General features: G+C 41.5%; 17 protein-coding genes and 1 pseudogene. 4 read left to right on the top strand and 14 right to left on the bottom strand.

The window, feature by feature from the left end:
- Positions 1-227: 227 nt before the first annotated feature.
- Together Xhom_RS36680 and Xhom_RS14690 are read left to right on the top strand one after the other, a co-directional pair.
- Positions 228-473 carry a hypothetical protein gene (locus Xhom_RS36680; RefSeq protein ID WP_069315025.1) on the top strand — a complete coding sequence of 82 codons (246 nt, stop codon included), beginning with the start codon at positions 228-230 and terminating at the stop codon, positions 471-473.
- 70 nt (positions 474-543) lie between these two features.
- A complete protein-coding gene (locus Xhom_RS14690) occupies positions 544-753 on the top strand; it encodes a helix-turn-helix domain-containing protein (protein ID WP_069315024.1) in 210 nt (69 codons plus the stop codon).
- Here the strand turns inward: Xhom_RS14690 and Xhom_RS14695 are convergent.
- Positions 750-2,138, bottom strand: a pseudogene (locus Xhom_RS14695) (tyrosine-type recombinase/integrase). The gene Xhom_RS14690 and the pseudogene Xhom_RS14695 sit on opposite strands and share 4 nt — an antisense overlap.
- A 215-nt stretch (positions 2,139-2,353) precedes the next feature.
- On the opposite strand from Xhom_RS14695, the gene Xhom_RS14700 reads away from it, so the two are divergent.
- On the top strand, positions 2,354-2,614 hold the full coding sequence (locus Xhom_RS14700) for a YfhL family 4Fe-4S dicluster ferredoxin (RefSeq protein WP_069315023.1): 261 nt from the start codon (positions 2,354-2,356) through the stop codon (positions 2,612-2,614).
- Positions 2,615-2,683: 69 nt separating this feature from the next.
- Here the strand turns inward: Xhom_RS14700 and Xhom_RS14705 are convergent, their stop codons facing one another.
- Entirely contained in the window at positions 2,684-3,853 is a 1,170-nt protein-coding gene (locus Xhom_RS14705; protein WP_069315022.1) for an MFS transporter, read from the bottom strand.
- 140 nt (positions 3,854-3,993) lie between these two features.
- Here Xhom_RS14705 and Xhom_RS14710 point away from each other — a divergent pair, with 140 nt between their 5' ends.
- The gene (locus tag Xhom_RS14710; RefSeq protein WP_069315021.1) at positions 3,994-4,893 is read left to right on the top strand and encodes a LysR family transcriptional regulator; all 900 of its coding nucleotides are present in this window, start codon (positions 3,994-3,996) and stop codon (positions 4,891-4,893) included.
- 8 nt (positions 4,894-4,901) lie between these two features.
- On the opposite strand, the gene acpS is transcribed toward Xhom_RS14710, so the two are convergent.
- The 12 genes from acpS to trmN form a co-directional block, all read right to left on the bottom strand.
- Positions 4,902-5,282 (bottom strand): holo-ACP synthase, encoded by a 381-nt coding sequence (acpS, locus tag Xhom_RS14715; protein WP_069315020.1) that lies wholly within the window; start codon positions 5,280-5,282, stop codon positions 4,902-4,904.
- Complete coding sequence (gene pdxJ, locus Xhom_RS14720; RefSeq protein ID WP_069315019.1) at positions 5,282-6,013, bottom strand: pyridoxine 5'-phosphate synthase; 732 nt, start codon at positions 6,011-6,013, stop codon at positions 5,282-5,284. Before pdxJ ends, acpS begins: the two co-directional genes overlap by 1 nt.
- A 68-nt stretch (positions 6,014-6,081) precedes the next feature.
- On the bottom strand, positions 6,082-6,819 hold the full coding sequence (gene recO / locus Xhom_RS14725) for a DNA repair protein RecO (RefSeq protein ID WP_069315018.1): 738 nt from the start codon (positions 6,817-6,819) through the stop codon (positions 6,082-6,084).
- 9 nt (positions 6,820-6,828) lie between these two features.
- Positions 6,829-7,734, bottom strand: a complete 906-nt coding sequence (gene era / locus Xhom_RS14730; RefSeq protein ID WP_069315017.1) for a GTPase Era — start codon at positions 7,732-7,734, stop codon at positions 6,829-6,831.
- The gene (rnc, locus tag Xhom_RS14735) at positions 7,731-8,411 is read right to left on the bottom strand and encodes a ribonuclease III (protein WP_069315016.1); all 681 of its coding nucleotides are present in this window, start codon (positions 8,409-8,411) and stop codon (positions 7,731-7,733) included. Before rnc ends, era begins: the two co-directional genes overlap by 4 nt.
- Before the next feature lie 236 nt (positions 8,412-8,647).
- Positions 8,648-9,619, bottom strand: coding sequence for a signal peptidase I (lepB, locus tag Xhom_RS14740; RefSeq protein ID WP_069315015.1), 972 nt, complete (start codon positions 9,617-9,619; stop codon positions 8,648-8,650).
- Between the two features lie 20 nt (positions 9,620-9,639).
- Positions 9,640-11,436, bottom strand: a complete 1,797-nt coding sequence (lepA, locus tag Xhom_RS14745) for a translation elongation factor 4 (protein ID WP_069315014.1) — start codon at positions 11,434-11,436, stop codon at positions 9,640-9,642.
- 222 nt (positions 11,437-11,658) lie between these two features.
- Complete coding sequence (gene rseC / locus Xhom_RS14750; RefSeq protein ID WP_069315013.1) at positions 11,659-12,114, bottom strand: SoxR-reducing system protein RseC; 456 nt, start codon at positions 12,112-12,114, stop codon at positions 11,659-11,661.
- A complete protein-coding gene (gene rseB / locus Xhom_RS14755) occupies positions 12,114-13,073 on the bottom strand; it encodes a sigma-E factor regulatory protein RseB (RefSeq protein WP_069315012.1) in 960 nt (319 codons plus the stop codon). Before rseB ends, rseC begins: the two co-directional genes overlap by 1 nt.
- Positions 13,073-13,720, bottom strand: a complete 648-nt coding sequence (gene rseA / locus Xhom_RS14760) for an anti-sigma-E factor RseA (RefSeq protein WP_069315011.1) — start codon at positions 13,718-13,720, stop codon at positions 13,073-13,075. Before rseA ends, rseB begins: the two co-directional genes overlap by 1 nt.
- Before the next feature lie 32 nt (positions 13,721-13,752).
- Positions 13,753-14,328: an RNA polymerase sigma factor RpoE gene (rpoE, locus tag Xhom_RS14765; protein WP_069315010.1), complete on the bottom strand. Its 576-nt coding sequence runs from the start codon at positions 14,326-14,328 to the stop codon at positions 13,753-13,755.
- Positions 14,329-14,720: 392 nt separating this feature from the next.
- On the bottom strand, positions 14,721-15,488 hold the full coding sequence (trmN, locus tag Xhom_RS14770) for a tRNA(1)(Val) (adenine(37)-N(6))-methyltransferase TrmN (RefSeq protein ID WP_069315009.1): 768 nt from the start codon (positions 15,486-15,488) through the stop codon (positions 14,721-14,723).
- Positions 15,489-15,582: the final 94 nt, after the last annotated feature.

Here is a 15,582-nt window from a genome sequence, read left to right on the forward strand (position 1 = left end):
CGTCAATTACAACGACGACCCGAGCGCGTAAAAAGTTATTTCAAATCACGGTTTATTAAATATGCCGCATAGCCGATGTATTTTTCCGCCGGGTTAATAACAAACGGGTAGCAGAATATATTGGTATCACACCAGATAATATATTCGATAAGGAGAATGTAATTTTTAGACCATTTGGAAATGATAAATTTGAAAAATTCGACCCCTGTAATAAACCAGCACATGCAATGCCAATTATTATCGAGAACGAAATCAGCCTGATATTTCAAGATAGAAAATTTGAATTTGCAACTAATGACGGTGACATTGAGTGTTCTCTCGATAATCCATATAAAGCGGCGATGGTTATTTATTTACATATGAAGAATAACAAATCTGATTCTGAGTTATTCAAGAGCCATATTATCAATGTTATGGATGGTGAGGGAATATATTTAGAAAATGAAGACATTACCGTCAACATTCATGACTAACGAATTCGAGAACAGACGACGACAGGTGGCAAGGGAGTGCCTAAGCATACTATTTTAAGAGGTAATTAATATGAACAAACAATACAAAGATGATGATATGTTAACTCCAGAAGAAGTATGTGGATTGCTAGGAGGCATTTCTCAAAAAACATTAGCGGATTGGAATAATAATCATAGACACAAAAAACTATTAGCACCTATAAGATTTACTAGTAAATTTATCCGCTATGAATACAAAAACGTGATGGCATTTAAAGAAAAATGCCGTAGTGTGTATTAGCTCTTTCGCCGTAGAAGCGCTACTTGGGTCATTATGCTATTTTCATGTGCTTCGAACGCCTGGCGTTTTAACGCTATTTCTTCTTGTAATATTTCATCGGAGAAATCGTAATGCTCACCCATAGGATCAGAGCGATTATCAGAATGGTGCATGCATAATTGGCTAATTTCTCGGGTATCTGAACGAGAATATCCCCGCGCGCATTTGGGCAATGATGTTACTTTTTAGAAATTTTCTACACATTGTGTTAAATGCGCTTGATTTCTCTTTAATCGTTCCTTCATGGACAACCCATTTTAAGGCATTCTCAGGACTATAGGTTTTAATTATTTTATCCAGAGAACGTTTAGAAAAAGGATTTTTTATGTTTCTGGGCTGCAAAAACACATAGTCCCGATTACATCCATTTACAGAATTACACCACGATTTTTGCTCATCAAGGATGATCTTCAGCATAGGTGTGATTGGTAATCTAAATTCTTTCTGCGTTTTCATTGCACCACGCATACCCATTAGCCCCGCAGGATAAACAATTTCCCCAGCAGCAGCATTCACATACTCCCAACGTAAATTTGATACGTTGATTGGTCTAACACCAGTTAATATCATATAGCGCATTGCATTTTTTGATGAACGGACGTGCACGCTGCAACATTAAGCCATAATTGAGCAATAGACTCTATATCTGTAAAACGACGGGTAGGAGTGGGTCGCTGCACGCGGGACGAAATGTAATCATCGGGAATGCTGGCAGCAATGTTTTTCCCTCCACAATGCAACGGAGCGGCAAATTTCCAAAATCTGCGCAACTCTCCAAATAGTTCGAATGCCTGATTATTGGATTTTGTTTCAATCCACAAATCCAGAACGTCAATCAAACGTTGATATGTAACATCGCTATATACTTCTCGAGGCTCGAACGATTCACGTAACTGTTTTATCCTGCAACTGTACGTATAAAAACTATGTTCACCGAGTTTTTTACGTTCGACCTTTGCTCGTAAATCATTCTCGTATGAATCCAAAATTTGATGCACTGACTCAGCGGTTAGGCCTTCTTTAGCCAGATCTTGAGCTTTCTCACGGGCTATAGGTAAGGTCAGGCCATTCGCCTAATTTCCGGCCTTTTAACCCCATACTTTTAGGGTACTCGGCATAAATAGTAACTTTCCCCGCTTTACTAAAATCTATCCTTAGGTAATTTTCCTTTTCATACTTAGATCGACGGGGCTTACCTAAATGTTTTAATATGGTTTTTGCAGCAGTAACACAAATTTTCATGTGTGAGCTAGTGTAAGGGGCTTACATGACTCCCAGCTAACCAGCGCTCTTAAATATTCGTCATTTTGAGGAGTTTTGGGTAATTGTGTTACTGCATTTTTCATTAAGAACTCCGTAATATCATTACGTTGATATAATAGCTCGCACATTACTATATTTTAGGCATCATAAATAAGTATGTGTTGCGGTTTTGTGTTACGGGATACAGTTTTTCAATGTAAACTATACTGTATAAAAACACAACAACCGGACAATCGTAACGAATACAGAAGTTATTTAACTCTTTGATTTTAAGCGATAGTTTTTGTAAGAGACTGAAATGGCACTATTAATTACCAAACGCTGCATCAATTGTGATATGTGTGAACCCGAATGCCCTAATCAAGCCATTACTATGGGTGCAGAGATCTACGAAATTGAGCCTGAACGCTGTACTGAATGCGTCGGACACTATGAAAAACCCACCTGCCAATCCGTATGCCCGATCACGAATACCATTATTCTTGATCCTGATCATCAGGAAACCGAAGAACAACTATGGGATAAGTTTGTGCTCTTGCATCATGCTGATAAGATCTAAATTTCCCCCTTCATCTTTCAAGTTTCAGCTTTGTTAACTGCCGTTTGAAAAATGAAGGGAGTGTTATTATTAAGATAATTCTAATCGTTCATTTCGTTTATCAAGAAAGCCATTTGTAAACATCACGACAACAGAAGACAATGTTATTAATGCCGCAAATATAGGAATAGAAACTAAGCCAAAACCATACTCAATCATCAATCCTGCTCCCCAGGCACCTATTGCACTTCCTAAATTAAACGCCGCAATATTCAAACTTGAAGCCAAACTTTGCCCGGCGCCTTCGGCACTTTGCAAGATCCATGTCTGCAATGGAGGTATAGTGGAAAATGCCGACATGCCAAGCAATAAAATAAAAATTAATGTTGATATTTTATAATGCATTGCCCACGTCATTAGAGCTAACGTGATACCTAATAATATAAGAGTCCATATAATAGCTGCAAAAAGATTTCTATCTGCGGCTTTACCTCCAACAATATTCCCTATGACCAACCCTACACCAAAGAGTAATAAAATGGGAGAAACTGATACAATATTAAAACCACTTATTTCGGTAAGTATAGGAGAAATAAAAGTAAAAACAGCAAATAATCCTGTATAACCTAAGGTTGTTGTTAATAAGCCCATCAATACTGATCTCCGCCCTATAATACGCAAATCAGTACGCCAATGACTGATTTCTGGTGGTGTGGTTGCTTTGGGAATTAAGGCTGCAATAATAAAAAAACAAATTAGACCTATCACAGTGATTGCCCAAAAAGTCGATCTCCAACCAAAATTCAGCCCAAGCCAAGTACCAAAAGGAACGCCAATAATGTTAGCCAGAGTAAGACCTGTAAACATGATCGCTATGGCAGATGAACGTTTTTCTGGCGATACTAAACTCGTTGCCAATACTGAACCCACACCGAAAAAAGTACCATGCATAAAAGCAGTTAATACCCGGGAAACCATTAACAAACCATAATTAGGTGATAAAGCACAAGCCGCATTACCACATATAAATATCACCATCAGTACTAGCAATATACGCTTATGGGGCCAACGACTCATTAATATTGTCAATAAAGGCGCGCCAACAACAACCCCCAACGCATATCCTGATATTAATAACCCTGCCGCTGAAATAGAAACCCCTAGATCTGAAGCAACTTCAATTAACAATCCCATAATAACAAATTCGGTTACTCCAATACCGAAAGCCCCGACAGTTAAAGCATACAATGCAAGTGGCATAAGTCATTCCCTAATGATAAAAATAACCCACAGAAAGAATTGCTTCCCTCTGATAATAAATTTACCCTCAGTCTAAATGCTCTTATCTAATAGTAAATAGATAGAGTTGATTATGACTTTTTCCAAAATGGAATAAATAAATGATACTGAATAACCTTGACGATATAGTCACGTTCTTAAAAGTTGTTGATAATAATAGTTTTTCATCAGTGGCAAAGGTAATGAATCAAACTCCTTCAAGTGTCAGTAAACAAATCGCAAGATTGGAAGCTGCACTTAAGACATCGTTATTCGAACGAAATACCCGAAAAATAAAAATTACAGATGAAGGAAAAGCGATTGCTGAACGTGCACGAGCAGCGTTGGCCATCTTGGAAGATATTTCAGATATTGCCAATAAAGGCAACTCTCATCTAATAGGCAATATTAAAATAACCGCCCCCAGTGCATTTGGTGAAAAATATCTTACTTTAGCCATTGCCTCTTTTATTAAAAAACATCCGGAAGTCAGCTTTAACGTGCAATTCACTGATCACATATTAGATCTATACAGTAATAATTTGGATTTAGCTCTACGTTTCGGGCAATTAACTGATTCCAGGCTCATCGCCAAACCTCTTGCCACAAGCCATCGTATCCTTGTGGCGTCACCTGAATATATAAAAAGCCATCCAATATTACATCCTCAGGAGCTGGAAAATCATAATTGCCTTGTATTCTCTTATCCTGGCCTGATTCAGCACACTTGGTCGTTGCATTCATCTGGTCAACAAGCCAACATCACGGTATCTGGCAATCTTCGCAGCGATAACGGCCAAGCATTACGTGCATGGTCTGTTTCTGGGTTGGGGATCGCTTTGCGGGAAACATGGAGTGTCATTGATGAAATTAAAACAGGACAATTGGTACAGGTACTACCGGATTGGAAGGAAAGTGCAACTGTACTAAACGCCATTAGAGCCCGCAGGGAGCCAATTCCCCGCAGGTTACGAACGTTTATTGACTATTTAGCTGATGAATGGAGAGACGCTGATTTTTAATTCTGAATTCAGCTTTCCAAGATCACTGTCGCACAGGCATAACGCCGTTCATCTGCCAGTGTGACATGCATGGATCTGACATTCAGTTTACCAGCCAAAACTTCAGCCTCTCCATGAAGCTTTAATGTGGGTTTTCCCAATGGATCATTAATCACTTCAAATTGATTAAAGGCCAGCCCATTGCGAATACCTGTTCCAAACGCTTTGGCTGCCGCTTCCTTCACGGAAAACCGCTTAGCAAGGAAGCGAATCGGCTGATTATGCTGTTGATATTGTTTCCATTCTCCATCACTGAGAATACGCCTTGCCAAGCGTTCGCCAGAACGCCCGACAATGTCCTCAATACGAGATATTTCAACAATATCTGTGCCTAAGCCAATGATAGCCATCAACAGCGGGCTTCCCGCAATAACGTTTTCATATCCGTGACAGCAGCAGACAACCCGCTGAATACTGCACGTCCAATGATGGCATGCCCAATATTTAATTCATAAATTTCAGGTAAAGCTGCAATACGCTGTACATTATGATAGGTCAAACCATGACCTGCATTGACTTTAATGCCTTTATTTGCCGCGTAGATAGCAGCTTCTTTAATACGCTGGAACTCTTTTTCCTGCTGTATTTCACTTTCTGCCTCTGCGTAAGCACCGGTGTGGATCTCAATAAATGGTGCTCCGACTTCAACAGCCGCATCAATTTGTTGGTGATCTGCATCAATGAACAGTGAAACTAGAATCCCCGCCTCTAATAAACGCTTAACTGCTGCGGCAATATGTTCTTTTTGCCCAAGCACATCCAGCCCGCCTTCTGTTGTCACTTCCTGACGTTTTTCAGGAACTAAGCAACAAAAAATAGGTTTGATCTGACAGGCAATACCAACCATTTCATCCGTTACTGCCATTTCGAGGTTCATACGAGTTTGAATCGTGCTTTTTAATAGTTGAACATCTCGATCAGTAATGTGGCGACGATCTTCACGCAGGTGAATCGTTATACCATCAGCCCCTGCCTGCTCTGCAACAAATGCAGCCTGAACGGGATCAGGGTATTGTGTCCCACGGGCATTACGTATAGTTGCAATGTGATCAATGTTGATACCTAACAATACCTCAGCCATTTTTAGCTCCTGCAATAACATAAGATTTAGTAAAGTCTACACTCTTCTTTATGAAAAAGTACCCGACTTTAGTTTTCATTTTTTTTGTTGGGGTTATCAGTTTTTTTATGTGCAAATTGGCGAAATAATTCACGGCTTTTTAGCGGTTTTCCACCCAAATAAGGTTTCAATGCAATGCGGGTGAAACGCTTGGCCGCTTTCAAAGTGATCTGATCAGGAAACTCACCCACCGCCAACGCTTTCAATTCATAACCAGTAAAGCTGTAGTGATCAACAACCAGGCTGGCTATAAATCCTCTTTCTTCACGATAGCGATAAGTCATGGTATCTGCTATAGACTCACCACTGCCTGCACAATGAAGATAATCTACACCGTATCCAATATTGGTTAACAACGCTAATTCAAAACGGCGCAAAGCATATTCCGGCGTATGTTTACTCGCCGCCAGCACTTGTAAGCATTGGAGATAATCGAAAAAAAGAGGGGGATATGCTGTTCCTGGCTCGAGGACTCGGGATAAGAGTTCGTTCACATATAGACCGCTGTAAAGTACGCTACCCGTTAGGGGAAGAGCCAATGAGATAGGTTCAGCATCTCTTAATGTTTTTATTTCGCCCCGCCCACTCCAGCGAATGAGCAAAGGGGTAAAAGGTTGCAAGCAACCTTTCAGAGAAGAACGACGGCTGCGCGCGCCTTTTGCTAAAACACGTACCCGCCCTTCATTTTCAGTGAAAAAATCCAGTAGCAAACTCGTTTCACTGTAAGGGCGCCCATGAAGCACGAAGGCTCTCTGCCAGCCGTCCACAAATCAGCCTTATAAGTCGTCGATGTAACCGAGGCTACGCAGCGCTCGTTCATCATCAGCCCAGCCGGCTTTCACTTTTACCCACAGTTCCAAGTGGACTTTAACATCGAACAGCTTTTCCATATCCTGACGAGCTTCTGTACCAATCGTCTTGATTTTGCTGCCTTTATTACCAATGACCATTTTTTTCTGGCCGTCACGCTCTACCAAAATCAAACCGTGGATCGTATACCCGCCACGTTCATTGGCAACAAATTGCTCAATTTCAACGGTCACAGAATATGGTAGTTCATCACCCAAAAAGCGCATCAGTTTTTCACGGATGATTTCTGATGCCATGAAACGCTGTGAACGATCAGTGATGTAATCTTCTGGAAAGTGGTGATCTGCTTGTGGTATATGGTTGCGCGCAATTTTGGCAATAGTATCAACATTCATGCCTTTTTCTGCGCTGATCGGCACAACATCAATGAAGTTCATTTGTTGGCTAAGAAAACCAATATGTGGCAGCAAAATGGTTTTATCTGTCACATTGTCCACTTTATTGATGGCAAGCAAAACGGGGCAACGTAAGTGACGCAGCTTGTTCACCACCATTTCATCATCAGGTGTCCAGTGAGTACCTTCCACAACAAAAATAACCAGCTCGACATCGCCAATAGAACTGCTTGCCGCACGGTTCATCAAGCGGTTGATTGCACGTTTTTCTTCAATATGAAGGCCCGGTGTATCAACATAGATGGTTTGGTAAGTCCCTTCCGTATGGATCCCCATGATGCGATGCCGCGTTGTTTGGGGTTTCCGGGAAGTAATGGATACCTTTTGGCCCAATAACTGATTTAATAAAGTCGATTTACCGACGTTGGGCCGCCCGACTATTGCAACAAATCCGCAATAGTTTTTTTCTTCGCTCATTCAAGCTCCAGTTGTTTTAATGCTTGTTCCGCAGCCGCCTGTTCTGCCTTGCGACGGCTGGAACCTATTCCTCTGACTGGTTGTTCAAATCCACTGACCTGACAGTGAATTGTAAATTCCTGATCGTGTGCTTCCCCACGAACTTGAACAACCAGATATGTTGGCAACGGCAAATGACGCCCTTGCAAATATTCCTGTAAACGTGTTTTAGGGTCTTTTTGCTTGTCGCCTGGGCTAATTTCATTCAAGCGAGTTTCATACCAATTCAAGATGATCTTTTCGATTGTTTGAATATCGCTATCAAGAAAAATAGCACCAATTAAGGCTTCAATACTATCCGCTAAAATGGATTCGCGGCGATATCCCCCGCTTTTTAACTCCCCCGGCCCCAGACGTAAACATTCACCTAATTCAAATTCTCTAGCCAATTCCGCCAACGTATTACCACGCACCAATGTTGCACGCATACGGCTCATATCTCCCTCATCAACACGGGGAAAACGATGGTAAAGTGCATTAGCGATGACAAAACTCAGGATTGAGTCTCCAAGAAATTCCAGACGTTCATTATGTTTGCTGCTGGCACTGCGATGAGTCAACGCCTGAAGCAATAAATCGTGCTGTGTGAAAGTATATCCTAGCTTATGTTGTAACCGGTTCGTTATTATGGAGTTCATGTGCTACCAATTCAGTTAGAATTCATCAAATAAAAGCACACGCAACAGACCTGCGAAGCTATCCTCTAAGAAGCTATACCTTAATAATTAAAATATATCCCCTAAGGTGTGCCTTACAAAACTGTTGCGTTTGCACTGGCTCCCTAAAATGTTCAACATCATAGAGAACCAGTCATCTCGTTTGAAAGAATATTCTACACTGTGAGATAAATTAATGCTGCGCTAATATATAAATATTAGTGAATTCCACCAATACGGTTCAAACGTACACTAGTTGGCCACTGATCTTGTTGTTTTTCAAAACTCATCCAAATAGCGGTTGCACGGCCTACCAGATTTTTCTCCGGTACAAATCCCCACGTACGGCTATCATCACTATTATCACGGTTATCACCCATCATGAAATAGTGCCCCTCAGGAACAACCCAAGTACCAAGTGGTAAACCAGCTTGCTGGAACGCAGGAGTCCTTTTAATTGGCGGAATAGTCAAAATATGGTGTGGCACATTACCTAAATTTTCAATCCGTTCACCTTGGCGAAAATCATATGGCCCTAACGGCTCATCAAGAGGAATTTGATAAACATTATTTATATTTTCTCCTTCTGGAGTTATATCCTCTTTAATTGTCCACTCACTAGGAAACATATCTCGATAAGTGACAGGTAAATCACCTTTGCATTCGGTATTCCAACCACAGCCAGGGAAAACCTGAATCTCTTTCTTGATATAATCGTAAACAATTTTATCACCAGGCAAACCGATGGCCCGTTTTACAAAATCCAATTTAGGGTCAAGAGGATATTTAAAGACAACGATATCTCCACGCTTAGGTTCACCGGTTTTAATTAAGGTTGTCTGTCTAATAGGGTCTTTCAGACCATAAGCAAATTTTTCAACCAAAATGAAATCCCCTATCAACAATGTTGGCATCATTGAACCGGAGGGGATTTGGAATGGCTCATAAACAAAAGAACGCAGAACCAAAACAATGGCTAACACGGGGAAGACAGATGCAAATGTATCAACCCATGAAGGTTTATTGATTTCTTTAGCCAAAACTTTCTGTGCTTCTGCACCTGCTACTTGTTCCTGAAGTTGAGCAAGCTTTCTCTTGCGTTCAGGAGCGAACTTAAACCGTTCTATGCACCAGAGAACACCTGTGATTAACGTTGCTAACGTTAAAATCAAGGCAAACGTGTTAGCCATTTAACCTCCTCGCAACCTTATTAATTATCTTTTCCGACATGCAGAATCGCTAAAAAGGCTTCCTGTGGCAGTTCAACATTTCCGACCTGCTTCATGCGCTTTTTACCTTCTTTCTGTTTCTGCAATAGCTTTTTCTTACGACTGACATCACCACCATAACACTTCGCCAGTACGTTTTTACGTAACTGCTTAACGGTAGAACGCGCAATAATGTGAGTCCCTATGGCAGCCTGAATTGCAATGTCAAATTGCTGACGTGGAATCAACTCTTTCATTTTTTCCACCAGCTCACGCCCTCGGTATTGTGAGTTATCACGATGAGTAATCAACGCCAATGCATCAACACGCTCATTGTTTATCAAAACATCAACTCGTACCATGTCTGAGAGCTGGAAGCGAGTAAAATTATAATCCAACGAAGCATAACCACGAGAAGTTGATTTCAAGCGGTCAAAGAAATCCAGAACAACTTCAGCCATCGGTATTTCGTAGGTCAGTGCAACCTGATTACCGTGATAAACCATGTTAGTCTGTACACCGCGTTTTTCTACGCACAGCGTAATGACATTGCCAAGATATTCTTTTGGCAACAGCATGTGACATTCTGCAATTGGTTCACGCAATTCACTAATATTATTTAAAGCCGGTAGCTTAGATGGGCTATCAACGTAAATAATATCACCACTGGTTGTCTCAACTTCATAAACAACTGTTGGAGCTGTGGTAATTAAATCGAGATCATATTCACGCTCCAGACGTTCCTGGATGATTTCCATATGCAGTAACCCAAGGAAACCACAGCGGAAACCAAAACCTAATGCGGTAGAACTTTCTGGCTCATAAAATAATGACGCATCATTTAGGCTCAATTTACCCAATGCATCACGGAATGCTTCATAGTCATCAGAACTAATTGGAAACAAGCCGGCATAAACCTGGGGCTTGACCTTTTTAAAGCCCGGCAGTGCTTTTTCCGCAGGTTGACGTGCAGTTGTCAGGGTATCCCCAACTGGTGCACCCAAAATATCTTTGATAGCACAAACCAACCAACCCACTTCACCACAATCCAGCACATCACGGTCAATACGCTTAGGTGTAAAGATCCCCAGACGGTCTGCGTTATATACCTGCCCTGTGCTCATTACTTTGATTTTGTCACCCTTACGCAACGTACCGTTTTTAATGCGGACAAGGGAAACAACGCCAAGATAATTATCAAACCATGAGTCAATAATCAGAGCCTGTAATGGTGCGTCAGGATCACCTTCCGGTGCTGGGATTTCTCGCACCAGACGCTCAATAACATCCTGTACTCCAATGCCGGTTTTCGCAGAACAACGAACAGCATCCGTTGCATTAATACCAACAATGTCTTCGATTTCTTCTGCAACACGTTCTGGTTCAGCAGCAGGAAGGTCAATTTTGTTCAGAACCGGAACGACTTCCAGATCCATTTCGATAGCGGTATAGCAGTTAGCCAGCGTCTGGGCTTCTACACCTTGCCCTGCATCGACAACCAACAAGGCACCTTCACAAGCTGCCAAAGAACGGGAAACTTCGTAAGAGAAGTCAACATGCCCCGGGGTATCGATAAAGTTTAATTGATAAACTTGACCGTCATTTGCCTTATAATCAAGGGTAACACTTTGTGCCTTGATAGTAATGCCACGCTCACGCTCAAGATCCATTGAATCGAGCACTTGTGCTGCCATTTCGCGATCTGACAGCCCCCCACAGATTTGAATAATCCGGTCTGATAGTGTGGACTTTCCGTGGTCAATGTGGGCGATAATGGAGAAATTTCGTATTTGCTTCATTATTAAATCTTTTTTGCCTTAATATTTCTGAATCATTCGCCTATGGACACACTGATGGACATAAAGCGACAGTTTATTGGTCAGGCTACTAGGCCTGAGGGGCCGTATTCTACATGCCAAACCTGCGAAAACCTAGTCATGCCTGTGGTTTTCGGTATGATCATGCGGTTTTCAGTATGACAAATAAAATTGAAACCTGTATGGTAAAATAGATTATTCTTGCTATAGAACCTTAATCGTATCAGGAGGTAAACCAATTTGTAACACAACTGGTTGGTATGCTTGCTGATTATCCCAATATGCAGCAATTTTGCGGGCGATGAAGAAACCGGCAGTCCCGCCGCCAATTCCTCCCAGACATATCCATAGTTGATCAGTTGTCAAAGATTGGAAAAATGCCCCTCCCAAAAACAACCCCAACAATGGTGTTAGATAAACCAGCATTGCTGAACGCAGCAAGCTACTTTCAGGAATGCCCACTTCGACCTTTTGGCCCGGTTGAAGAGGTTGAGGGATCTCCAGTTCTAACTGATGTATACTCTCTGGCCCTATCTTCTCCAGCAGATAAGAGCCACAGGTACCTTTAGCCTGACAACTGCCACAACCTGAAGATGAGCCATAACGCAATAACGCACGACCTTTTTGCCAGCGGACAACCGTAGCCCATTCTTTAACCATCAATTTTCTCCCGTAAACGTCACGCTTGCCACAATTCTCTTAGCCGTAGCGAAAGGCAACTCACCAATGACCGTAATGGTATTCTTGCCTTGGCCCAAAGTATAAACTGTCCGCCTACCTTGTCGAAATGGTTGTTCATCAACAGCCTTTTTATCTGATTTAACAACATTGACAGAGAAATTAAATAATCCATCACTGTACATGATGGATTGCAGCCATTCTGTCTCAGATAACTTATGACTATTACGAGAAATTTCTTTGAAACCGTCAGGTACCTTACCAACACGCCAACCAAACTGAAATTTTTCGGACGGCGGAATGAGTAACATTGGCGGCAATTTCAGATCAATAATCGCACCCAACTCCTTTTTAATGCTGTCATCCACTGTTGATGACACGACACGAAATTGCTCAATAACAGTAGCATTATCCTGATCCAATAGATCAATCAGCAAGGGCAGGTGGCTTTTTTCATCGATCAGAAGATTATAGTTATAGCGGGATTCATCTTTTGATATAACACGTACAAAATTCACTGGGTGATCGCCAACATGCGTACTGCCTGCATCAATGAAACGATAAAATTGCTGTAATTGCGAAAAATTAGCAAAAATGATCGGTGGCAGATAATCAACAATATGGTTGCCCCGTAAACTGAATGAATCCAGCCCTGGCTCGTAATAGCTAATTTGGTCACCACGCTGAATGATTTCTCGACGAGAACCATCCATCTGGATGATTTGAGCAATACTTTGACCATCAATAATGGCATGGCGGTAACGCAGAGGAATGAGAAATTGCTGTCCTAGATTGATGAAACCAAGTTCATAATTCAATGTTTGTACAGAGTCATTCATATCCTGTAACAAAGCCTCGGCGCTGCTTTGCTGCGCCGAGGCTTTTAAAGGATTTAACAGGCTAGCCGCCAATAAAAAAATCAAGAACCGAAGACGTTTCATTACTGCTGTTGTATCTGCTGTAATTGCGCTCCAATAGACTGATGATCAATCTGAGTGGCTCCATGATCTTTTTCAGCATGAATACGCCTGTCAAGTTCATATTGCTGCAACATTGCATCAATTCGTTTATTGCTTTCCCGAACTTCCATACTCAAGTCGCTACCAAAGGCTTCATCGTCGACCGGAGAGGTTAGACCAACAGGTGAAGCAGACCCCATCACAGGTAATGTATTAAAAGCAGGTGTCTCAGATTGAGTATCCGCGTCAACACTGCTGTTATTATTAAACTGTTGAACACCAATAATCACGGCCATAGATACGCAGGCAGCAACACTAATTTGTGTAATCTGGTTCGTCCATGGACGAATTTTGTCCCAGAATGACATTTTCGTCCACGTTTCAGGCCTTGGCTGAGATTCTAGAACAGATGCTGGATTAATATGGACAGCTTCTTTTTCAAGTGCCAAAGCGACTTGACCCGCAATATCCAAATGCAACACATCCCCTACATCACCACGCAGCACATCACGGACAAGATGGTATCTCTCCCACTGTTTCTGCATGGCTGCATCTCCAGCGGTTAAACGAATTACTTCACTATCAAGAGCTTCTCCATCCATTAGTGCGGAAAGTTTCTCTCTTTGCATGCCAAAGTACCCTTAAATATTGTTTTGTCCCACTACTGTTGAATGAGTGGTTGAACTTTATTATCAATAGCTTCCCTTGCCCGGAATATTCGTGAACGCACAGTGCCTACAGGGCATTCCATGATGTCGGCTATCTCTTCATAGCTCAAACCATCTAATTCCCTAAGCGTAATCGCTATCCGTAAATCTTCTGGAAGCGATTCAATGGTGCGGAAAACCACTTCCTTCAATTCTTCAGACAACATTAAGTTTTCTGGGTTCGAAATTTCTTTTAATGAATTTGATACATCATAGTTTTCGGCATCGTTAGCATCCAAATCATTAGATGGTGGTCGACGCCCCTGAGCAACTAAATAATTTTTCGCAGTATTAACGGCAATACGATACAACCACGTATAAAAAGCACTATCACCTCGGAAAGAAGAAAGCGCACGATAAGTCTTTATAAAAACCTCTTGAGCAACATCAGGAACATCGCCTTGAGGTACGTAGCGAGCAATCAAGCTCGCCACTTTGTGCTGATATCTGATTACCAGCAAATTAAATGCTCTTTGGTCGCCCTTTTGGACCCGTTCGACCAGCATTTGATCCGTTAACTGCTCGCTCATCCGAGGCTCACTCTCCTGAGGTAAAACTCCACATTTATACTTATTAAACCAATATGATGTTCTGCTTTCCCGAACAAGCATGACTTCGAGTATCAATTTACTGTGAAGTTCAACTTTGGCCGTAATTTTATATTACAACCACCTGTTATTTCGTATCACACTTCTTCTCTACCTTTAATGTTTCAAGCTGCTCTTTTTGTCTATTTTCAGCATCCATCTCTCTGCAACTTGAAATCCATTAGAGATATTGCTTAATTTATTTTCATTGGATGAATATAGTACAAATCATAGTCTCTATTTCATAGGAAACGCGATTTTAAATCCTAGAAAAAAGAAAGTTTCATTCTATAAGCAATAAAATCAGTTTAACCACATCAATAGTGTTAACATCATCAATAATAGAAATAAAAATCTGTTACTAACTGACGAAATTCGTCTGCGTATATGCCATCCAAGGAACGAATCGTTATTTCACTCACTTGCGTTTCCTGTTTTTGCAGAGATAACCCCAGCAACAAACGGTGTAACGGCTTATCCTGCCTGTCACGAATATTAACTCTAAAATGGGTAAACCATGTCAAATCTGACGCCATTCTTTCAAAGAATTCGCCAATATCATAGGGCAATACAACACAAAATAGTCCTGTCGGTGTTATCAGTCCTCGCACACATTCCAATAATCCCTTATGAGTCAGTGACTCCGTATAGCGAGCCTGATTTCGTGCTTCATTGCGACATGCTATCGCGGGTTCAAAATACGGGGGATTACTGACGATTAAATCATATTGAGTGCTATTTGGCCGTAAAACATTCTGCTGCATGTTATGTCGTACAAAATCATGAATATCCTGTTGATATACCGTAATACGGGAAGACCACGGAGATTGTTGTACATTATCAGCCGCCTGCATTGCAGCACACGCGTCCAGTTCTACCGCATCAATCAACGTATCCTCACTGGTACGCTGAGCTATCATCAATGCAATCAAACCACTGCCACACCCAATGTCCAGACACCTTTTCTTGTTATATACTGGTGCCCAGGCTCCCAATAACACACCATCCGTCCCGACTTTCATCGCACATTGATCATGCCCAACAAAAAACTGTTTAAATGTAAAACCTCCGCGACGAAAAGCGGGTTTATCTATCAATGCCATGAGCTATATCTGCTGAAATCAAAATTCGTCATAGCATAAATCTTATGGCCCACAGATAAAAGCAACCTGCTCATAGGATGCTTTATAGGGTGAA

The sequence above is a fragment of the Xenorhabdus hominickii genome (assembly GCF_002632725.1).
Classification (GTDB): domain Bacteria; phylum Pseudomonadota; class Gammaproteobacteria; order Enterobacterales; family Enterobacteriaceae; genus Xenorhabdus; species Xenorhabdus hominickii.